The organism is Chryseobacterium sp. 2VB (assembly GCF_005503635.1).
Classification (GTDB): Bacteria; Bacteroidota; Bacteroidia; order Flavobacteriales; family Weeksellaceae; genus Chryseobacterium; species Chryseobacterium cupriresistens.
The window spans coordinates 55,181-76,190 of the sequence record NZ_SCNC01000013.1; the positions used below are offsets into that span (position 1 = coordinate 55,181).

Below are 21,010 nucleotides of genomic sequence, written 5' to 3' on the forward strand. Positions count from 1 at the left end.
TCATCATTATGCCAGTTAATGAACAAATCACAGACGCAGTAACGCAATCCAACGTAAAAGTAGTGGCAGAATCTCCTGCAATGGCGTTAAGTAATGTGTATCAATCTGCTGCACATTCTACAGGAATTATGTTTGAAAATGCGACCAACGCTCAAAATCAGCATAATATTGTTACCCAGGCAGCTACTACACAGGGTGTAACTCAAATCTACAGCAAAGATACCATCGCTGATGCGCTTTCTATTGCTAAAATTCTTAAACCTTAATCAGATTTTGCCTACCGCAAAATAAATTAACCCGCCGGAAAACCCGGTAATTTTAACCCAAATAAACAATAATCATTATGCCAGTAAACGAAAAAATCACAGACGCAGTAACGCAATCCAACGTAAAAGTAGTAGCAGAATCTCCTGCAATGGCTCTAAGTAACGTATATCAGTCAGCAGCACATTCTACAGGAATCATGTTTGAAAATGCAATCAACACTCAAAACCAGCAGAATATTGTTACCCAGGCAGCCACTACACAGGGAGTCACTCAAATTTACAGTCTGGATACGATAGCCGATGCGGTTTCTATTGCTAAAATCCTTACTCCGTAATCACTTTTTACGAAACTATTATAATCAATTATCCGGACAGCCGGAAACTCCGGTTGTTTTTTAACCTCAATAAACAATAATCATTATGCCAGTAAACGAACAAATCACAGACGCGGTAACGCAATCCAACGTAAAAGTAGTAGCAGAATCTCCTGCAATGGCGATGGCCAACGTATACCAATCAGCAGCTCATTCTACGGGAATTCTTTTTGAAAATGCAGTGAATACCCAGAACCAGCAAAACATTGTTACTCAGGCGGCAACGACACAAGGTATTGCTCAGATTTACAGCCTGGATACTGTGGCAGATGCAGTTTCAATCGCTAAAATCCTTAATCCTTAATTTGTTTTTGCGAATAGCTTAAATACCATTATCCGAACAACCGGGAATTCCGGTTGTTTTTAACCCAAATAAACAATAATCATTATGCCAGTAAACGAACAAATCACAGACGCGGTAACGCAATCGAACGTAAAAGTAGTAGGAGAATCTCCTGCAATGGCACTAGCCAACGTGTATCAATCTGCAGCACATTCTACAGGAATTATGTTTGAAAATGCAGTGAATGCACAAAACCAGCAGAACATCTTAGGTCAGGCAGCCACTACACAGGGCGTTATCCAGATCTACAGCCTGGACACTGTGGCAGATGCAGTTTCTATTGCTAAAATATTACATCCTAAATTATAGTGTTTTTTTAGATTTCTTGTGATCAGGGAGTACTTTGAAGTGCTCCCTGATTCTTTTTGGATCAGACTATTTATCGAACAATATAATTTCATCCGGATCTATTACCTTATTCTGTACGGCATAAATAACAAGTCCGGCCATATTTTTCACGCCGGTTTTAATCATGAGATTAGTCTTGTGGGTTTCTACTGTTTTGGGTGAAATAAACAGAGAATCTGCAATTTCTTTGGTACTCAGCTGCTGGCAGACCAGTCTTAAAACATCAATTTCCCTGTCTGTCAGTTCATTTTTGGAGAACGCGTGAAACCCCGGCAGTTTATTGGAAAGCTGAGTTCTCATCACATCGATCTGATCATTGGAAAAGTAATGCCCTGTATGATAAACCGCCTTCATAACGGATAATAATTCTTCCAGTTCAATTTCTTTAGGCAAAAAAGCATGAGCTCCAAGCTTCAGCATCTGCCCCATGAATGAGCGGCGGTAGAAGCTGGTAAGAACAATAATTTTTGTTTCACTTTCTTTTTGGGCCAGTTCGGCCAGTACTTCAAGACCGTCACCGTTGGCCATCCTCAGATCCAGAATCAAGATATCTAAAGAAACAGAATCCTTTTCTTGAAGAAACTGATATCCTCCCGTTGAGGTAAGTACAACCTGATAATCTCCATTGTTTTCAATATAATTTTTCAAAAGCTGTACAAACAGCAGATCATCATCTACAATTCCGATTTTAATTTTTGAGTGTTCCATGTTTATTTTTTATTGTATTGCCATACAGGCAATGAATTTTGTGCCTTTTTCAGGCTGGGTTTTAAGTTTATAGATGGCTTTAATTTTTTGAGCTCTGGACTGAATATTCTTCAGCCCGATCCCTCCTGACTGGTTTTCAATAGCGAACCCACGGCCGTTATCCTCTATGGTTAATATTAAATAGTTCAGAGAGATTCTCAGTGAGACATCTACTCTGGTAGCTTCAGCATGTTTTAAAATATTGGTGATCAGTTCCTGAACAATTCTGAAAAGATTTAGTTTTACAGGGTTGCTGATCGGAGTTCTGATCGTCATATGACTGAAAACGACCTCTATATTTTTATTGATCTGATCAAGATAATCTGCAATTAAATCTACCAGGTCCACCTCATCAAGATCTGGCGGCGTGAGATTATGAGATAATTCCCGTATGAACTGCATGGATTTTTTTAAATCATGATTCAGTTCTTCCGGTTTTTTATCATTGATATTCAAACGGATAAGATTCAATTGTGAGATAATATTATCATGAAGTTCTTCTGCCAGCCTTTCTCTGTCATGTTCCTGTACCAGCAGCATATTTTCCCGATATTCTTTTTGGGTGTTCCGGACCAGCTTTGAGACTTTCTGTTTATTTTTCTTTATACTTTTCAAGTAATTAATTACCAATAATGTAATGAATAATGTTGTTAAAAAAAACAGTCCAATACCAATCCAAATCCATAGAACTATCTGATCCTGATTTTCCCAACGCCCCATCCCAGATTAATAAAAGCAAGATAAAAAGACAATAGCAGAATGCCTCTAAAAAGCCAGACAGGAGCTACCCAGTTCAGATGATTGCTGATTAAGAAATTAAAGGTAGTGGAGATGATACATTCTATAGAGAAAAACAGAAAAACGATGATGTTCACAATAAACAGATCTCTGTTTACCCTACCTTCCCTGATAATTTTCATAAAATAAGAGGCCGCATAACTACAAATAATAATACTGGTGATAATGTTGAAATAAAAAGTAACCTTTTTATCATTCTGAACATACAGCACATTGGTAATCAGCACCAGTACAGCATAACAGTAAATCATCCACCTTAATTGACGGGAAAGCCGGATATAATTGCTGTAAATCACAGTAAGGATCATCAAACCAAAAAACTGGCTCAATATATAATTATAAGTATTGAGTGTATTTAATTTCATCAGCCGGCCTGTTAAATCCGACAACTCCAGCATCAGTTCCCCTGAGAGAAGTATAATCACGGGAAGTTTTGTTTTGATCTCTTCCTTTATCAATACAATCAATCCGGTACATAGGACGAGATTAATTATAATTTGCAGATACAGGGATAAGCTGTTATACGAAAACACGGGTGCTTTGCTTCAGAAGTTGATAATCATTAAGAGTATCAATAATAGTAAAGGGAGGTCTTGGGGTGGAATAATTTTCAGCGGTCTCGCTCATATGATTTACCGCCAGGCTTTTCACAGTAATGATTTCGATATGATAAGGGAAATCAGAATCTTTTTTTTCCAGATCATCAGTAAGCCCGAAGAAGCTGGTGCAGGTCTGTCCTGCGGTAATTCCAATATTTTTATAATCTGAAAACGGAATGGAAATCAATTGAAAAATATCTTCTGTTTTCTGAGCCTGCAGCCAGGAAGTCCCGAACATATTCCATCTGAAGTTACGGTTAATGGCTGATTCAGCAGTAATGGGAGGAACATCTATCACCATATCATTGCTGCTTTCTATTTTTGATTCACTGAATTCTACTAAGAAATCTTTAACAAGAATGGTATTGAAATGAGCATCTTTATCACTTTTAGAATCGATCAGGAAAAATTTCAGCTTACCTTCATGAATACCCACATAGGCATGAATCATTTGGGTTTCCGTAGTTCCCAGATTTTTTTTCCATAGTTCAATGTCTTCGCCTGAAACGCTGAAGTGGGTTCCCTGATTCAAATAATTCAAAATTTCTGCTCCATTGGTATCAATTCCATTTTTGTAAGAATCAATAAGATTTTTCCATTTTCTGATAGCTTCAAAGATGTTTTCAGTAGTCATGATAATATTTATTTGTGAATGATAATTATTTTATGAGTTGAAATTTACAAAAAAAACAGACTGATCTATTTTTTAAATCACATTCAGGTGGAAAATAAAATATAATTTGAGAAAAAAATACTTTTTCTTCTATCTCTGATAAAATTAAACCGGAAACACCACTTATCTTTGTACCGGAAACCTTCTCTTTTTAAATAACAACTGTCATGATTCCATTCCACGAGCTACTATTTTTCATACTGGCTGCACTCATTTTAGTCATCAGCCCCGGTCCTAATATGATTTATCTGATATCAAAGTCGATAACACAGGGGAAAAAGTCCGGATTTATCTCATTAGCCGGAGTCGTATGTGGATTTTTATTCCATATCATCATGGTTTCATTTGGTCTTACCGCTGTTTTACTGGCTGTTCCACTCGCGTATACCGTTCTTAAAACCCTGGGAACGGTCTATCTTTTATATCTTGCTTATCAGGCTATTAAACCCAAAAGCAAAAATATTTTTGATGTTGACAAAAATGTTGCTCATGATAGTCCCAAAAAGCTTTTCACCATTGGTTTTTTAACGAATGTACTGAATCCGAAAGTGGCTGTTTTTTACCTGTCTTTCTTTCCTCAGTTCATCAAACCAGAGTATGGCTCAATATTGACCCAAAGTCTGGAACTAGGGATCATTCAGGTTCTGATCAGCTTCAGCATCAACTTTATCATTGTATTAACAGCTGCAAAAGTTGCTGTATTCTTTTCCAATAATCCGGTGTGGATAAAGGTCCAAAAATGGTTTATGGCCAGCGTATTAACGTATTTAGCCATAAAAATGGCATTTTCAAAAGCAAAATAAAATCCGGAACAGGTTTCCTTCTGTTCCGAATTCCGATGTATATTCATATAAAATCTGACGTAAAGAAAGCATTATGATTATGCACCGCGAATTTGAGATTAAAATCCGGGATGTAAAACCGTGAAAATACGTAATTTTGCTGTTCCGTATTATCCTCATCACAACAGGTTTAAAGATGAAACAGACCATTCCCACCTATGATTTAAATGGTATTACCCATCATCAGTTCCATATCAAAAGGATGGATAAACAGCCTTATGATTCTGGGGATATTCTTCTGGACAAAGGTATACACCGGGACAGTCATTATATTTTCACCTGTATGGAGAGCGGTCATGTGAGAATGATGGTTGACTTTAAAACTATTGAAGCGAAAGAATCCACTATTTTCTGTGTATTACCGGGACAGGTACATCAGGGACTTCTTATGAAAGAGGTGTGCGGATGGTTTGTAGCGGTAAAAGCAGAACTTGTTCCGGATACAGTTCGTTCTTTTTTTGATGAATCTTTGGGTGAAATACAGCCGCTGTCTGTGGATAAGAACCTTGTCAAAAACCTCAATACGACAGCCGGCTTACTTCATGTCTCATATACAAACGAAATGCTTTCCACTAAAGAAGGATTTCTCATTGTTCAATCACTTCTTAATGCCTTTCTCGGAATGTTTGCCCAGTTGTATTCTCAGAAAAATACTTATCCGGCTTCAGAGGAAAACCGTGCTTTACAATTAACCCGTGCATTCAGGGCTCTCATTCGGAAAAATTTCAAAACCATGAAAAGTCCATCAGAATATGCAGAAATTTTGAACATTACAAGAGGATATTTAACGGAAACGGTTCGTGAGGTCACAGGAAAGCCAGCACAACACTGGATTCATCAGGAAATTTTAATTGAAGCCAAAAGATTGCTGGTCTTTACCAATCTGAGTGTAAAAGAAGTAGCTTATGAACTGGGATACAGTGATCATACCTATTTCAGCCGTTTATTTTCCAAACTTGAAGATCAATCTCCATCAGAATTCCGAAATCAGCACCAATAAATATTCAACCACGAATAATCCAATTAATTCCCCGAAACCGCTATCGGTATTTTCTGATTTTGCAACGTCCTTTGCAATAAAAATGATTTATGCCGAGCCTACCAAAATGGATCAATGACACCGTAGAAAATGTCTGGTCCTCAAAATTCAAAGAATGCACCGTTAACCATATAGAACAGATCACCAATGATCTTCGACTGATACGCTTTGAAACAGAATTAGAGAATGTTCCTTATGAACCTGCCTATGCCATTGGAATAAGAATCAACGACAGGGATTTCAGGAATTATTCTCCTTTTAATTTTAACAAAGAAGCAGGAACTTTCGATGTTTTGTTTCATTTGCATGACATGTCTGCTGCAGGAAGTCATTTTGTAACCCAACTGAGAGAAGGAGATTCCATAAAACTTTTAATGCCCAGAGGAAAACAATTCTTTACTCCCGGTGCCCGGATTCATTTTTCTCTGGGAGATGAAACATCATTGGGAAGTTCTCTTTCGATCAAGGAAGCGGTGGAGGAATCGGGTTCTTTGTTCATTTGTCTTCATGAGCTTGATGATTGTTCTGCTCTTGAAAAGCTTAATTTATATGGCTATCACTGTCCTAAAAACAATACCATGAGAATGATTGAAGCTTTGAATGATTTTCTGCAAGAAGAAAAAGAATCCATCTCTGATGATGAGGTTATTTTTTATGTCACAGGAAACGGAGGACGAATGTCTCTGATCAGGAAATTCCTTAAAGCCAGAGGTGTTTCCCCGAAGTGCATCAAATCACAAGCCTACTGGATTGAAGGGAAAAAAGGACTGTAAAAATGGATCAACAAAAGTGTTTCTACTTTAATAATGAAACTTTATCTGCTAATAAAACACCATTATTACCAGATAAAGTTATCATTTTCCGTTACCAAAAAAATAAGGTGCAAATTATTTATACTTCTTTCCTAATTCCCTCACCTTACTAAGCCATTGAGACCGCTGCTCCTCTTTAGAATTCCTGATAATACCTACATAAGTCACTTTCACCGGTTTTACCCCACAGTATTCAAGTATGGATTTTTTAAGCTGATTGACACTGGGTCTGCCAAAAAACAGACGGTAATACCATCCAGGTTGGTCTAATGTGGTAATAATGTGGGCTGTTTTACCTTTTAAAAGCTTGTCCCACCACACAGAATTTTCACGATATTTATAGGCCATTCCCGGTAAAAAAAGACGGTCTATAAATCCTTTCATTATGGCAGGAAATCCTCCCCACCAAACCGGATGTACCCAAACGAGATGATCTGCCCACTGAATAATTTCCCAGGCTTTGATCAGATCCGGCTCAAGCTCCATTCTTTTCTGATATCCAAACTGTAAATTGGGATTAAAGTTGAGATCCCGTATTACGATTTCCCGCACTTCTGCTCCTGTTTCTGAGGCTCCCAACCTGTAAGCTTCTGTTACCCCAAAATTGAAGGAATCTTTATTGGGATGCCCATTGATAATGGCTATTTTTTTCATGATTTCACATTAATATTGATAGAATCGTAGGCATTAAGCTGTTCCATTAATGATAAAGGCTCATGCAGCTGATGGCTGAAATACACCTTGTTTTCATGAGGATTTCTCAACAGTTCTTCGGTGTGCAGAACAGCAGATAAAGCGGTTAATTCTGCCTGTCCTTTTTCACTCTGCAAACTCAGTCTCTTTTGTCCTGACGGATCATCGACTACAATTTCAAAGACCGCCTGATCTCCGTTACCACTGGATCCAAAAATCATTTTTCTTTCTTTTAAAGACAGAATATTGTAGATTCTTAGATATTGAAATGCTCCCAGCAGCCAGGTTATGAATTTTGAATTGTAGGTCATCTTCACACTCACATCGGAAATTCTTTCCACTTTGTTGAGAATATACAGATCCGGCACATCAAAATTATAGGCACTTCTCGGCCCGATTCCATAAGAAAAATTGAAGGTTTCCGTATTAAGAAAATGTCGTATAGAAACCGGTTTATCGTTCTTATAATGCACAAAAGGAACGGCTACATTTTCTGCCATAAAGTGAGCTGAACTCTCACCTGCAAGATCCTTTACGGAATAATAGACAAACAGTTTTACTTCATCAATATCTCCTGAGTCTGAAAGAATATTAGCCAATCCCGGGACAATCCCGCCCATCCAGCCTGAACTGAAAACAATTCTGCTGTTAACATCTGATTTACCGGCAATATCATAAGCCTTCACCAAAGCCGGAGTAGGTTTTGTAATATCAAGATAGTCTATGTGGTGATTAATCGCAAAACGAAGTACATGATCTTCTTTATCATTCACGGAAAGGATAATGAGTTGTATTTTTTTCTCAATGATCACTTTAAAAGAGGAAGGATCTGTAACATCGATTTTCAGGTCTTTATCTGTTTCCCCCCCTTTTCTTCCTCCGATAAAAACAGTAAGATGAGGATTTCTTGATTTCAGAATCCGGGAAATTGTTTTACCTACCAATCCATTTCCTCCAATTATCAGAATATTTTGCTCCATAACTTTTTTTGACAAAAGTAGAGCGCTGCTGTTTCAATAAGCAGGACAAATGTCTAAAAAGAAATTTCCTTTCTGATGCGGCTCAGGTGACGTTGCGTAATGCCGAGATAGGAAGCCAGGTACTGCAAAGGAATGTTTTGAATATAATCAGGATGATTCTTTAACAGTGTTTGATAGCGCTGGGCTGCGCTGTCTCTCTGCAGCTGAAAAAACCGTGATTCCAGTTCAAGATATTCCTGCTCTGCAATGATTTTTAAAAACTTTGTCCAGTTAAGACTGTTCTGAACCAGCTCATCTACCGCATCTTTTTTAAGAATAATCAACTCAGCATCAGTAATAGCCTGCATACTTTCTTTGCTTGGGCATCCGGAAACAAATGAGGAATAGGCAGCGATCATATGATTGGGAAACCTGAAGCAATATGTCATATCTTTTCCTTCATCAGAAGTGTAAAAGGAACGAAAGATACCAGACTTCACCAAGCCTACTTCCTTACAAAGCTCTCCTTCCTGTATGAAATAATCATTTTTGCTGATATGCCTGAATTCGGAATGCTTCAGAAATTCTTCAATTTCATTTTCTGAAAACAGATTAAAGCTTCGAAAATAGTCACGTTCCATGATATCAAATAAGTTTCAGCGAAAATAAATAAAATACTTCTTTGTAAACGCAGCATTTTCATTTTTATAAAATTCTATTTTAAGAAAGCAAAGACGGAGACTATCTCAAAAGTGAAATAATTTGGCTTTTGTCATTGACTATGTCGAATCTTCGACTTCTGACGAAGGAAAAATCTCATTAATAATCAGAATCGTGAGATTCTTCACTACATTCCTGAACTGCGTTCGCAGACTTTCAGTCTGTGTTCAGAATGACACTTTTAGACTTGGGATAGCCTCTTTTTAAGCGAATATATAGTCATACAGATTTCAATTGAAAACAAAAAAATCATCTCAGGACGAGATGATCTACCGTTTTGAATTTACTTGAGTTATTTATGAAGATATGAATGATGTTTGTTGTAACAAAGATAGGTGAACCTTATTTTTTATGCATCAGTGGAATCCCTGTAATTATATCCGTAAAAATACGGTTGTATAAAACGAAAAGCCCTGCAGGAAATACCTTACAGGACTTTTGGATTATCTAACAATATTCAGTTTAATGTTTATCATTCAAGGTTTAAAGTAATGATTGTCACCTGCTTTCACCTTTGAATCTTTATTAAAGAGGGCTTACCAGTTGAAGGAACCATTCTTTAACTTCTCCATCCAGGTGTGGAGCAAGCTTTTCTTCACAAGTTTTATGGTAGTCATTCAGCCATGCGATTTCGCTTTCTGAAAGGATTTCTTTTACCACTGTATCTTTGAAGAACGGGCAGAATGTTAATGTTTCAAATTCATAGAATGTTCCGTGAATTGTTTTTTCTGCTTCTTTTACTGCAATCAGGTTTTCATGACGAATTCCATAATGACCCTCCAGATAGTAACCCGGTTCATTTGAACAAACCATTCCCGGAAGAAGTTCCTGAGGGTTCAGATCTTTTCTGATGTTTTGCGGTCCTTCGTGTACATTCATGAAGCTTCCTACCCCATGTCCTGTACCGTGGTTGAAGTCTTTTCCTTCCATCCATAGCGGTAGTCTTGCAATAGCATCCAGGTGTACTCCTTTTGTTCCTTTCGGGAATTTCACCATAGATAAACGGATCAATCCCTGTAGCACCAATGTCGAATTTCTTTTAAACTCTTCCGAAGGGGTTCCTAAGGCAAAAGTTCTCGTAATATCTGTAGTTCCTTCAAGGTACTGGCCTCCTGAATCTACCAGGATTGTTTCCTCGTTGGTCACTTCTTTGCTTCCTTCTTTTTTGGCAGAATAGTGCATGATAGCACCGTTATCTTTATATCCTACGATAGAACCAAAGCTTTCTCCGACAAAGTTTTCACCTTCTGCACGGAATTCTCTCAGTTTTTGTCCGATAGAATACTCATTCATGGCTTCTTTTCCTGCGTTGTGCGTTAGCCAATAAAGGAATTTCACCATGGCTACTCCGTCTCTTACCATTACTGTTCTGAAACCTTCCAGCTCAGCCTCATTTTTCTGGGCTTTCATAAGATTCCCCGGAACCGGAGCTTTGATAAACTGATTGTCTGATTTTAATGTTTCAAAAATCTGTTGGTTGCTGTTCGGAGAAACCAGAACTTTTTCGTTTTTGAAAGTCTTCAGATAATTGTAAAATTCTTCGTAAGGCATCATTTTCACAAAGGAATCATCCATTTGTTTTCTCGCAGCCACTTCCATCTTTTCTAATCCTGTGAACAGAACAGCGTCGTTTTTAGTAATCACAATGTATCCTAAGAATACAGGATTACTTTCTACATCACTTCCTCTCAGGTTCAGTGTCCACGCTACATCATCAAGACTTGAGATAATGTGTACGGTAGCTTCCTGCTCTTCCATTTTCTGACGGATCGCAGCAATTTTATCGGATACTGATTTACCGGCTCTTTCTACCGGATGCACAAAAATCGGGTTAGCAGATGGAGTTCCTCTGTCTTTCCATACTTCTTTTAAAAGCGGAATATCTGACAGCGTAATATTTTTGGAGTTGAATTTTTGGGAAAGCAGTTCCCAGTTGGCATGAGAGGCTGCAACAGCATTTACTGCCACTTTACCACCTGAAGGAATTTCTGAAATAATCCAATCGATATAATTAGGAGTTCCTTCCATTCCATCTTTGAAAAGATCAATTCCGGAACCTTCCAGCTCTATAGCAGCTTGTGTAAAGTATCTTCCGTCCGTCCAAAGTCCGCCTTTATCTTTGGTAATCACCACAAAACCGGCAGAACCTAAGAAACCTGACAGCCAAGCTCTCTCCTGCCATTCTTCAGGAAGGTATTCGCTCATATGCGGATCTGCAGAATATACTATAAATGCATCAACATTATTTTTCTGCATTTCTTCACGAAGCGCAGCAACTTTTTCCTTTGAAGTCATTCTTTTTATTTTTAACCACCGAAAGTTACAAAAAATTTGATGTCTGAAAGGTAAATCTACCCGCTATTTTACTTTATAATTCTTTATTGTCAAAGAGGTCAGTAAAAAACCAACCACTAAATATATTTCATAAAATACATCATTTTTAAGTAAAAAAAACTACCACATTATCAAAATAATAAATTTTTGGAAAGATTATTGCTACATTTTATTGCATGAAACAGCAAAACTACAATAACCACAGGAAATTTTATCCGCCACATCATTTTATTTATCTTCCATTGCTTATGATATTGGAGATTTTAGGAATTTACAAAATCTGGGATGACCCCGGAAATCAGCTGATCTGGATACTGTTTTCTGTCGTGATTTTTTTGCTTTTTTATCTGGCACTGATGACAAGGCAGCATTATGCACTGGGACTTCAAAACCGGATGGTTATACTGGAGTTTAAACAGCGTTATTTCGAAATTTTCAATAAAAGGTCTGATGAAACTGCTGAAAAACTGAAATTCGATCAGATTGCTGCATTGAGATTTACGTATGATGATGAATTCAAAGAGCTTTTATACAGGGCGCTTCATGAAAACATCTCAGGAGATGAAATTAAAAGGTCTATCAAAAAATGGAGAGCTGACCGACTCAGAATTTAACACACCTACAAAATATATACCTATGAAAAAATGGAGCTTTTACAGTATTATACTGTTAAGTATACTGACATTAACAAGTTGTGAAGCCGTAGAAACAATTTTTAAGGCAGGAATGTGGTGGGGAATAATCTTAGTCTGTGTGATAGTAGGGATTATTTTACTGATTTTTTCGAAGGGTAAAAACTCTTAACCATGTTTTATGGAGAAGAATACAGATTTGGAGATCATTTCTCACCTTAAGCCTTCAAAAATTGTTAAAATAATGAAGGATCCGGAAGCTTCTGCAAAGGCGGTACATCTCGTATATACCACCGATGCGGAAACCGCCGGAATTACCCGTAAGAAAACCGGAAAGAAATATTCCTATTATAAAGACGGCGAAAAAATAAAGGATAAAGAAGAAATTACCCGGATCAATAAACTGGTGATTCCGCCTGCCTGGGAAAATGTATGGATCTGTGCTCTTGACAATGGCCATCTTCAGGCCACAGGTTTCGATGTAAAAAAAAGAAAACAATACCGCTACCATCCTCTGTGGAGTGCTTTAAGAAATCATACAAAATTTTACAGAATGCTTCAGTTCGGGTATGCATTACCGGACATCCGTCTGCATATAGAACAGGATCTTGCCCTGAGAAATTTTGAGAAGCGAAAAATCCTTGCCTTAATTGTAAGCCTTATGCAAAGAACCAATATCCGTATCGGGAATAATGTATATGAAAAATTATACGGTTCTTTTGGTCTGACCACATTAAAGGATAAGCATGTAAAGGTAAAAGGACAAAAAATTTCTTTTTCTTTTAAAGGAAAGAAAGGTATCATGCATCAAATCGATCTCAGGAGTCCAAGGTTGGCAAGGCTTATTCAGAAATGCAAGGATATTCCCGGGAAAGAGCTTTTTCAGTATTTTGATGATGAAGGAAACCGTCATTCTGTAGATTCCGGGATGGTGAATGAGTATATCAAAGAGATCAGTGGTGAAGATTTTACAGCAAAGGATTTCAGAACATGGTCCGGAACCGTAAGTGCTCTGATCGCTTTTAAAGAAATCGGGTATGCGGAAAATGACAGTGAATATAAAAAGAAGGTAAAAGAAGCCCTGGACATCGTGGCAGAAAACCTGGGAAATACATCGGCTGTCTGCAGAAAGTATTATGTTCATCCTTTGGTCATCAACCTTTATGAGAATAATACCATCAAAAAATATCTTGATGAACTGGAAGTGATAGAAGAAAATGACGGAAAAGCCGATCTTACAAAAGAGGAAAGACTGGTGCTGAAGATTCTGGAAAATGAAAAGATGTAAGGGAGACCAATCAATAGTGAATGGTAAATTTACTTCGCAGTGAATTTTTTATTCTGAACTTCAGCATCATTGACTATTCACTTACGCAGCAAAAATTGACCATTGACATTACACAAATTCGATTCTTTATATCAAACTGAAATCCTGCTGTTATTCAAAAACTGAATCCTGTATTCCTTTGGGGTAATTCCTGCAATTTTTTTGAAAAAGCTGGGTAAAATGGGATGCGGTATGAAAATTCAGTTCGTAGGCAATCTCTGCAATATCTTTACTGGAATGAAGTAATGCTTTGCTGTAATTGATATCAATCTCATTGATCCATTGTTTTGGAGATTTCTGAGTAACTCCTTTGACACATTTATTCAGATAACTTTCTGTAACAGACAATTTATCGGCATAGAAAGCCACTCTCTTTTCTCCGACATGGTATTTGAACAAAAGATCCCGGAACTGCAGGGACAGCTCCATGGGGCGTGTTGCAGATTTGTGATGGGTATCAGAATCCGTACTCAGCATTTTGATCAGAATCAGATGAAGTATTGTCACAGCGACATCATTCACATTGAGATTATTCAACCATAATTCCTGTTCCATTATCGGAAGAAGCTGTGTGATGGTTCCGTAGGTCAGGCTATCCAGATTAAGGAAAGGGGTCATGAAAAGATACTGCTTTTATGTTTTGGCAGTTCCTGTTCAGACAGAATATTATTTTCATAAGCAAGGAAGAAACCTTCAATATCTTCTGATAATTCAACAGTTGCGGTAATTGTTCCTTGCTTAATAAAGATCACGCCTCCTTTTTCCGCATGATATTCTTTATTTTCAAGATACTGTCTGATATGCCCATTGGTAACGAAAATAATAAAATTGAATGTGGTACGATACGGAATCACCGGCATCAGAATACCTTTAAGATAATTTCTCTCCAACTCTTTATTTTCAGTATCGCCCAGTCTGATTTTATCTCCGGCTGTAGGACCTAATATATTGGCGTATTGTTTTCTGTCTACGTGTAAGCTCATCTTAATGATTTTTAAAGTTTAACTCTTCAACTTTTGCAAGGCTTACTTTTTTCTGTTCTTCAGAATCTACCTGCCCATCGACAAGATTATTGAAGCCCATTGCTTTTTTGGTTCCTCCTATTTCTACCAATTCCACTTCTTTTTCTTCCCCCGGCTCAAAACGTACTGCAGTACTTGCTACAATATTCAGTCTCTTTCCGAAAGCTTTTTCGCGGTCAAAGCTCATCGCTTTATTAACTTCAAAAAAATGGAAGTGTGAACCTACCTGAATAGGCCTGTCTCCGGTATTGGTTACTTTTATTTTTACAGTTTCTCTGCCTTCATTGCAGATAATTGTTCCTTCTTTTACAAAAATTTCTCCTGGTATCATAATCAGTAGTATTAGCGGATTGGATTGTGTACGGTTACCAGTTTTGTCCCATCCGGGAAGGTTGCTTCAATCTGAACATCGTGGATCATTTCTGAAACGCCTGGCATCACATCTTCTTTGGTCAGAAGGTTGGCTCCTTCCTGCATCAGTTCGGCTACTTTTTTCCCGTCTCTTGCGCCTTCAAGCAGAAAGTGGCTGATCAGAGCGATGGATTCCGGGTAGTTTAATTTAAGGCCTCTTGCCTTTCTTTTCAGAGCGAGTTCGCCTGCCAGAAACAGCATAAGCTTTTCCGTTTCTCTCGGTGTTAAGTGCATAATATTTTTTATTTAAAATTGGACAAACAATATCCGTTTCACCTCTACGTAAAGGCAAACAGAAATGTTCAAAAATGTAAAATGGGAAATGATGTTTTCAGATCTGTATTGACATAAATACAAACCACAACGGATCATTAAAAATTAAGAAAAGGGATTAGCAGCCCGCTACCTGCAGACAGTGATACAGGATATATCTTGGTGACGTAATATAAACGCGGTTTTGAACAGCCGCAACCTGTGTATTGTAAGTGTAACCTGCAAAGAAATAGTGCAGCCAATGCTGTGCAAGTATTGAGTAATCAAATTTTACTTTCTCCCAGTCGTTGGAATCCTGCACATCCTGCACATCCTGCACATCTGAAAAACTATAGAGTTCAGGCTGAGTCTGCTGATCAGATTTCTGCTGTAAAAGATGAATTTTTGAAAGGATATGAGAATATGGCTGAGTTTTCCCTTTATGTGCAAAAAGACCTGCACACAACGCTGAGAAAAATATCACAAAAGAGAAAAATAAGACTATTTTTTCATACCTGATAATAATGATGTAAAATTAGAACAATCTGATCCTCCGGCTATCAAAAAATTATTTAAAATGTTCAAAATCGCAACAAAAGTGAATTTATATAATTTTAACATTGTAACATAAACTCTTTATTTACAGTCATTAACAGCAATTCTTAAACTATGACAAATGTTTTATTGTCTTAATTCCTATAATTATAACAAAATGGTGTATTTTTTTCTAAAACCTAAAGAATTCTGAAAATACATCAAGATTTAATAAAAATTTATCTCAGAAAAAGCATAAATAATAGTATCAGATCTGTTTTCTGGTTTATCTGACAAAAAAAGACGGCATTTTTTCTTTCCTTATAATTATCGTAAATTTGTATACACATCTTATTAATTTAATAAAATAATAAAACGTAATATGTCAAAAGCAATTTCGCAAGTACCATTAGCGGTAAACGAGCCTGTAAACTCATACGAACCGGGATCTCCGGAAGTTAAAAGCCTTATCGACACTTATAAAAAAATGTGGGCTGAAAAGGTAGAAATCCCAATGATTATCAATGGAAAAGAAGTAAAAACTGAAACAAAAGTACAGCTTCAGTCTCCACAGGATCATTCTCATGATTTTGGATTCTACTATCAGGGTGGTATGCAGCATGTGGATGACGCTATCAACGCGGCATTGGCAGCTAAAAAAGAGTGGAATGAACTAGGCTGGGAACAGCGTGCAGCAATTTTCTTAAAGGCAGCCGATCTTTTGGCAGGACCTTACAGAGATGTGATTAATGCAGCAACAATGATCGGGCAGTCTAAAAACGTACACCAGGCTGAAATTGATTCTGCTTGTGAGTTCATCGACTTCCTAAGATTCAACGTAGAGTTCATGACAGAAATGTATGCTGAGCAGCCGGTTTCTGATAACGGAATCTGGAACCGCGTTGAATACAGACCATTAGAAGGGTTCTGTTTTGCAGTAACTCCATTCAACTTTACAGCGATTTCCGGAAACCTTCCTACTTGTATGGCCATGTTAGGAAACGTAGTGGTTTGGAAACCTTCTGACAAGCAGGTATATTCTGCAAAAGTAATTATGGATGTATTAACAGAAGCGGGTCTTCCTGCAGGGGTTATCAACATGATCTTTACAGATGGAAAAGAAACTGCTGAAAAAGTATTGGCTCACCCGGATTTTGCAGGTCTTCACTTCACTGGTTCTACAAAAGTATTCCAGGGAATGTGGAAAATGATCGGTGATAATATCCACAACTACAGAACATATCCAAGAATCGTTGGAGAAACTGGTGGTAAAGACTTCGTTATTGCTCACCCGTCTGCTAACGTGGAAGCTGTAGCTACTGCATTGGTAAGAGGTGCTTTCGAATACCAGGGACAAAAATGTTCTGCAGCTTCAAGAGCTTATATCCCTAAGTCTCTTTGGGCTGATGTGAAAAAAGTAATGGAAGTTCAGATGAGCACTATCAAAATCGGTTCGCCGGAAGATACTTCTAACTTTGTCAACGCTGTAATCGACAAGAATTCTTTCGAAAAATGTAAAGGATATATCGACAGAGCGAACGCTTCAGGTGAAGCTACTGTTGCAATCGGTGGGAAATATGATGATTCTAAAGGATGGTTCGTACACCCAACAGTAATTGAAACTACAAATCCTCATTACGAAAGTATGGTTGAAGAGATCTTCGGACCAATCTTATCGATCTACGTATATGAAGATCAGGACTGGAAAGAGACCCTTAAACTTGTAGATTCAACATCTCCTTATTCATTGACCGGTTCTGTGTTCTCACAAGACCGTTACGCAATCGCTGAAGCTTACAAAGCTTTAGAAAACGCATCAGGTAACTTCTACATCAATGATAAACCAACGGGTGCCGTAGTAGGACAGCAGCCTTTCGGTGGCGGTAGAGCTTCAGGAACAAATGATAAAGCAGGTTCTAAAATGAACCTTCTAAGATGGGTTTCTGTAAGAAGCGTAAAAGAAACTTTTGTTTCTCCTAAAAACTACAAATATCCATACCTGGGATAATTAATAAATAATGAGTAATGGCCAATGAGTAATTTGTTGTCTGTTCCTTGAATACAGCCCCGGAATTTCGGTTTCGGGGCTTTTTTGTGGTGATAGGCGGATGCGAGGTTCGGGAAGCGAGTTGCGGGGATTAGAGTTCAAGGTTTAAAGTTATGGGGATCCAGAAATACACTTTTACTCCTCCGATACTCAATACTCGATATTCAATACTCAATTCCCCACAACTCTCCAACACTCTAACTCCTAATACCTAACTCCTCATCCCTACAATCCGCTACCTGCTACCTAACATCTTTTAACAAACTTTACCTATATTTTACGATTTTCAATGTCCTGTTAGGAATAATTATTGATTTTCTGTTATTATACACCCCAAAATAAAATAATATGAAAAAGTTATTGCTAACAGCTGTCGGAATAGGAATATTTGCAGTGAGCTGTGGAACCAAAGAATCGACAATGTCAACAAGTAGCAGAGATTCAGCAACAGTAGACAGTACCCAAAAAAGTATACCGCCTACAACTACTGATACGATGACTACAAAAAGGACGAATCCTGATACAATCATGATCAAAAGGGATTCTATGGCAACGTCTCCTGTCAAATAACATGTATATACGTTTAATTTAAAATGGAAAATCTGCAGATGAAAGCGCTGCAGATTTTTTTATTGGATAACCATAAATATTGGATATTGAAATTTTGGCTTGAAAAGACGTTTATTCCAGGTTTTTGACTACAGCCGGTGATTATATATTATTTCTAACGGCGGGCTAAGCCCACCTCTATTGAATCCGGAATTTAAAGAACATCTTTTATCTTTTATCTTTTATCTTTTATCTTTTAATCCTTATATTTGATTAACATCAACAATCAAAATTAACTATTATGAGAAAATTATGGATAGGAGCAGTTCTTGGACTTCTTTTCCTTGGAAGCTGTGCTCAAAACAAAGAAAAAAGAGAGGAATATAAAGATGCTCACAATAAAGATTCCTTAAGAAACAGAATGGGAGATTCTGCTGTAGCGAATTCAATCCCTTCCCCGGATTCTTCAAAAGTAAAAACCGACAGTACGAAAGTTAAATAAAATCACAAATCCACAGACGTCTGTGGATTTGCACTTAAAAAAACTTGACTGAAAAAAAACCGGGCAATCAACCCCGATTATAGGATATGGCAGATATTCTGGTCAGAATATTTCCTTAAAAAGTTTAAAAAATGGGAATGGCAGTTTCTCTTATAATGATCTTAGTTCAAAAATGAAATAAAAGTGATAAGCTGTAACAGAATTGTTGTATACTTTGAAACTGCCACAAAGATATAATAGCAAAGGGTTCCTTTAAAATAATAGGTTGTTCATTTTCGTGAAAATAGCAATATAGAATTGAATAAAATGCCCGTTTTTAATCATTTTCGGGAAAATGACTATTTTTTATCTGACCGGGTTTCACTATCCAGATATTTAATGTAAGCTGATGGAGAATAATCTGTGACCGCCTTGAAGACTGCAGCAAATTTGCTGTGGGAAGAAAATCCGCATTCATCAGCAAGGATACTTATTTTATACTGTCTGTACTTCTCATCATTGATCAGTTTGTCTACAATATAGTTGATTCTTAAACGATTGATATACGTTTTAAAATCTGCATTTTTATGCTGATTGATCACGTAAGAAAGATATTTTGTATTGGTGTTCAATTCTCCGGCGAGAAAAGATAGGGACATGCCTTTATTGTTATAGAGATTACCTTTTTCAAAATCCTCAAGCAGTTCCAGCAGTTTTGATTCTGTTTCCGGGGTCATCAGAGAGTCATTTCTTCTTCGGTCTGTCTCGGAGTCTTTTTCATCAATTTCTTCCACAAAAATATTGGAAAACTCAAAATCACCAGATTGTTGTAAAGGATAGTGTGTCCTGTTACCGATCATGTTCAACTGGGTTCTGATAATATTTCTAAGCTTTGACCGCTGTTTTTTCTGTTTTCTCCTAATAAAAAGAAACAGCCCAACCAATGAAAGGGACAGAATGACAATAGCTGCATTCTTCACTCCATTCATCTGCGTATTTTTTTTCGTAGCTTTTCCTTTGGGATTTTCAAAATCTTTTATGGCAAAACTCTGGTTGCGCGCTGCAATACTGTCATAGGCACGTACATATTTTACCGCATATAAAGAAGCCTTGAAATTGTCCCCAACTCCTTCATAATAATCATTAATATTGGAATAAACTGCTTTTTTAAGTTTAAGACTTCGGGAAGTATCGGCAATTTTTTCTGCTTTTTTAAGATACAGTTCAGCATCTTTCCAGTTTTTCTGCTTCAAACGGATTCCTCCCAGGCCATTATAAACTAATCCCAGCGTACAGCTTCCTTTCTTTAGCAATCCTTCCGCTTTTCGATAGTAATCTTCAGAGACAGAATAATTATTGAGCTTGAAATAGACATCTCCCAATAGTTGATAAGATGCCGCTGCGGTTCTGTTTTCATTATAACTATTGATCTTTTCAAAATATTTCAGGGAGGATTCGATATGTTGTATAGCGTTAGGATAATTCCCCATCTCCATTTCATAAAAAGCCATTTCCTGATTCAGCAGTCCTGCGGCTTCATTACTTTTCTGAAAATCGGTGATCCGGGCTGAAGCCTGCAGTCCTTTTATAATATATTTTTTGGATCTTTCGTATAACCCTACCTGTCTATATTGTCTCGCAAGTAATCGGGTTACTACAGCCATCCATTCAGGATCATTAGTCAGATTGATTACCGAATGGGCATTTTCACTGTAACAGATTGCTTTTTTAAGTTCACCGGCATGATGGTACAGCTCTGAAGAAAGGATAAGACATTTTATTTTCTCTGATGGCTTTTGTGCCTTCATATAGAGGGAATCTGCTGTTTTGATGGCTTTGGGTAAATCTTTATAGGCTGTAACAGAAGAAGTCCTTTCACAGATAAGATCAAAGCTATTTTTTTTCTGGGCAAATATGGGAATTGCTGTTGCCAGCAAAAACAAAAATTTCAAAAGACTTTTAGGCATAGAAAAACAAATTATTATTTTCATTTTATAATAATTCATCATTGATTTCACGGAGTGTCTTTTTGTTTTTTACAAAACTAGTGATATTTTATTTTTTATTAAAACATTATATTGAAATTTAATCATTTAACCAAAAACACCAATTTACATTAATTTTAATAATAAGACAGAAATAATATATGGTTTTCTTTAATATAAACTGATTTCTGTTTTAAAACCAAAATTCCTGTATAATTATTTT

Annotated in this window: 26 protein-coding genes; 12 read left to right on the forward strand and 14 right to left on the reverse strand. The window is 37.1% G+C overall.

What is annotated here, in order from left to right; translation table 11 throughout:
- Positions 1 to 8: 8 nt before the first annotated feature.
- The 4 genes from FFS26_RS13410 to FFS26_RS13425 all read left to right on the forward strand — a co-directional run bounded on the left by FFS26_RS13410 (position 9) and on the right by FFS26_RS13425 (position 1,292).
- On the forward strand, positions 9 to 266 hold the full coding sequence (locus tag FFS26_RS13410) for a RebB family R body protein (protein ID WP_034697223.1): 258 nt from the start codon (positions 9 to 11) through the stop codon (positions 264 to 266).
- Between the two features lie 77 nt (positions 267 to 343).
- Entirely contained in the window at positions 344 to 601 is a 258-nt protein-coding gene (locus FFS26_RS13415) for a RebB family R body protein (RefSeq protein WP_034697225.1), read from the forward strand.
- A gap of 85 nt (positions 602 to 686) precedes the next feature.
- Complete coding sequence (locus tag FFS26_RS13420; RefSeq protein WP_034697227.1) at positions 687 to 944, forward strand: RebB family R body protein; 258 nt, start codon at positions 687 to 689, stop codon at positions 942 to 944.
- A gap of 84 nt (positions 945 to 1,028) precedes the next feature.
- Positions 1,029 to 1,292, forward strand: a complete 264-nt coding sequence (locus tag FFS26_RS13425) for a RebB family R body protein (RefSeq protein WP_034697228.1) — start codon at positions 1,029 to 1,031, stop codon at positions 1,290 to 1,292.
- Between the two features lie 66 nt (positions 1,293 to 1,358).
- On the opposite strand, the gene FFS26_RS13430 is transcribed toward FFS26_RS13425, so the two are convergent.
- The 4 genes from FFS26_RS13430 to FFS26_RS13445 all read right to left on the reverse strand — a co-directional run bounded on the left by FFS26_RS13430 (position 1,359) and on the right by FFS26_RS13445 (position 4,109).
- Positions 1,359 to 2,039, reverse strand: coding sequence for a response regulator transcription factor (locus tag FFS26_RS13430; protein ID WP_137905249.1), 681 nt, complete (start codon positions 2,037 to 2,039; stop codon positions 1,359 to 1,361).
- A 9-nt stretch (positions 2,040 to 2,048) separates the two neighbouring features.
- Complete coding sequence (locus tag FFS26_RS13435) at positions 2,049 to 2,693, reverse strand: sensor histidine kinase (RefSeq protein ID WP_171006311.1); 645 nt, start codon at positions 2,691 to 2,693, stop codon at positions 2,049 to 2,051.
- Between the two features lie 74 nt (positions 2,694 to 2,767).
- Positions 2,768 to 3,301, reverse strand: coding sequence for a hypothetical protein (locus FFS26_RS13440; RefSeq protein WP_137905251.1), 534 nt, complete (start codon positions 3,299 to 3,301; stop codon positions 2,768 to 2,770).
- A gap of 94 nt (positions 3,302 to 3,395) precedes the next feature.
- Entirely contained in the window at positions 3,396 to 4,109 is a 714-nt protein-coding gene (locus FFS26_RS13445) for a hypothetical protein (RefSeq protein WP_137905252.1), read from the reverse strand.
- A 206-nt stretch (positions 4,110 to 4,315) separates the two neighbouring features.
- On the opposite strand from FFS26_RS13445, the gene FFS26_RS13450 reads away from it, so the two are divergent.
- The 3 genes from FFS26_RS13450 (at position 4,316) to FFS26_RS13460 (ending at position 6,802) form a co-directional block, all read left to right on the forward strand.
- Positions 4,316 to 4,951: a LysE family translocator gene (locus FFS26_RS13450; RefSeq protein ID WP_110011415.1), complete on the forward strand. Its 636-nt coding sequence runs from the start codon at positions 4,316 to 4,318 to the stop codon at positions 4,949 to 4,951.
- 175 nt (positions 4,952 to 5,126) lie between these two features.
- Positions 5,127 to 5,990, forward strand: a complete 864-nt coding sequence (locus FFS26_RS13455) for a helix-turn-helix domain-containing protein (RefSeq protein ID WP_137905253.1) — start codon at positions 5,127 to 5,129, stop codon at positions 5,988 to 5,990.
- A gap of 89 nt (positions 5,991 to 6,079) precedes the next feature.
- Complete coding sequence (locus FFS26_RS13460) at positions 6,080 to 6,802, forward strand: siderophore-interacting protein (RefSeq protein WP_110011417.1); 723 nt, start codon at positions 6,080 to 6,082, stop codon at positions 6,800 to 6,802.
- Between the two features lie 114 nt (positions 6,803 to 6,916).
- Here the strand turns inward: FFS26_RS13460 and FFS26_RS13465 are convergent, their stop codons facing one another.
- From FFS26_RS13465 to FFS26_RS13480, 4 genes are all read right to left on the reverse strand, one after another.
- On the reverse strand, positions 6,917 to 7,495 hold the full coding sequence (locus tag FFS26_RS13465; protein WP_110011418.1) for an NAD(P)H-dependent oxidoreductase: 579 nt from the start codon (positions 7,493 to 7,495) through the stop codon (positions 6,917 to 6,919).
- Positions 7,492 to 8,514: a saccharopine dehydrogenase gene (locus FFS26_RS13470; RefSeq protein WP_137905254.1), complete on the reverse strand. Its 1,023-nt coding sequence runs from the start codon at positions 8,512 to 8,514 to the stop codon at positions 7,492 to 7,494. The genes FFS26_RS13465 and FFS26_RS13470 overlap by 4 nt, the downstream gene beginning before the upstream one ends.
- 53 nt (positions 8,515 to 8,567) lie before the next feature.
- On the reverse strand, positions 8,568 to 9,134 hold the full coding sequence (locus tag FFS26_RS13475; RefSeq protein ID WP_137905255.1) for a Crp/Fnr family transcriptional regulator: 567 nt from the start codon (positions 9,132 to 9,134) through the stop codon (positions 8,568 to 8,570).
- A gap of 604 nt (positions 9,135 to 9,738) precedes the next feature.
- A complete protein-coding gene (locus tag FFS26_RS13480; protein ID WP_110011421.1) occupies positions 9,739 to 11,508 on the reverse strand; it encodes an aminopeptidase P family protein in 1,770 nt (589 codons plus the stop codon).
- A 215-nt stretch (positions 11,509 to 11,723) separates the two neighbouring features.
- Between FFS26_RS13480 and FFS26_RS13485 the strand changes: the two genes are divergently transcribed.
- Together FFS26_RS13485 and FFS26_RS13495 are read left to right on the forward strand one after the other, a co-directional pair.
- Positions 11,724 to 12,161, forward strand: a complete 438-nt coding sequence (locus tag FFS26_RS13485; RefSeq protein WP_137905256.1) for a DUF6526 family protein — start codon at positions 11,724 to 11,726, stop codon at positions 12,159 to 12,161.
- 199 nt (positions 12,162 to 12,360) lie between these two features.
- Positions 12,361 to 13,467, forward strand: a complete 1,107-nt coding sequence (locus tag FFS26_RS13495; protein ID WP_110011424.1) for a DNA topoisomerase IB — start codon at positions 12,361 to 12,363, stop codon at positions 13,465 to 13,467.
- Positions 13,468 to 13,617: 150 nt separating this feature from the next.
- Here FFS26_RS13495 and FFS26_RS13500 read toward each other — a convergent pair whose 3' ends face one another.
- The 5 genes from FFS26_RS13500 to FFS26_RS13520 all read right to left on the reverse strand — a co-directional run bounded on the left by FFS26_RS13500 (position 13,618) and on the right by FFS26_RS13520 (position 15,675).
- Entirely contained in the window at positions 13,618 to 14,124 is a 507-nt protein-coding gene (locus FFS26_RS13500; RefSeq protein WP_137905258.1) for a helix-turn-helix domain-containing protein, read from the reverse strand.
- Positions 14,121 to 14,489 carry a hypothetical protein gene (locus FFS26_RS13505; RefSeq protein ID WP_137905259.1) on the reverse strand — a complete coding sequence of 123 codons (369 nt, stop codon included), beginning with the start codon at positions 14,487 to 14,489 and terminating at the stop codon, positions 14,121 to 14,123. Before FFS26_RS13505 ends, FFS26_RS13500 begins: the two co-directional genes overlap by 4 nt.
- 1 nt (position 14,490) lies before the next feature.
- The gene (gene ureB, locus FFS26_RS13510) at positions 14,491 to 14,859 is read right to left on the reverse strand and encodes an urease subunit beta (RefSeq protein WP_034697259.1); all 369 of its coding nucleotides are present in this window, start codon (positions 14,857 to 14,859) and stop codon (positions 14,491 to 14,493) included.
- Positions 14,860 to 14,870: 11 nt separating this feature from the next.
- Entirely contained in the window at positions 14,871 to 15,173 is a 303-nt protein-coding gene (gene ureA, locus FFS26_RS13515) for an urease subunit gamma (protein WP_034697260.1), read from the reverse strand.
- A 157-nt stretch (positions 15,174 to 15,330) separates the two neighbouring features.
- Positions 15,331 to 15,675: a hypothetical protein gene (locus tag FFS26_RS13520; protein ID WP_137905260.1), complete on the reverse strand. Its 345-nt coding sequence runs from the start codon at positions 15,673 to 15,675 to the stop codon at positions 15,331 to 15,333.
- A gap of 432 nt (positions 15,676 to 16,107) precedes the next feature.
- On the opposite strand from FFS26_RS13520, the gene pruA reads away from it, so the two are divergent.
- The 3 genes from pruA (at position 16,108) to FFS26_RS13535 (ending at position 18,823) form a co-directional block, all read left to right on the forward strand.
- Positions 16,108 to 17,733, forward strand: a complete 1,626-nt coding sequence (gene pruA, locus FFS26_RS13525; protein WP_137905261.1) for an L-glutamate gamma-semialdehyde dehydrogenase — start codon at positions 16,108 to 16,110, stop codon at positions 17,731 to 17,733.
- Between the two features lie 387 nt (positions 17,734 to 18,120).
- Positions 18,121 to 18,342: a cytochrome C551 gene (locus FFS26_RS13530; RefSeq protein WP_110011429.1), complete on the forward strand. Its 222-nt coding sequence runs from the start codon at positions 18,121 to 18,123 to the stop codon at positions 18,340 to 18,342.
- Between the two features lie 280 nt (positions 18,343 to 18,622).
- On the forward strand, positions 18,623 to 18,823 hold the full coding sequence (locus tag FFS26_RS13535) for a hypothetical protein (protein ID WP_110011430.1): 201 nt from the start codon (positions 18,623 to 18,625) through the stop codon (positions 18,821 to 18,823).
- Positions 18,824 to 19,161: 338 nt separating this feature from the next.
- Here FFS26_RS13535 and FFS26_RS13540 read toward each other — a convergent pair whose 3' ends face one another.
- A complete protein-coding gene (locus FFS26_RS13540; RefSeq protein ID WP_171006312.1) occupies positions 19,162 to 20,793 on the reverse strand; it encodes an AraC family transcriptional regulator in 1,632 nt (543 codons plus the stop codon).
- Between the last annotated feature and the right edge of the window lie 217 nt (positions 20,794 to 21,010).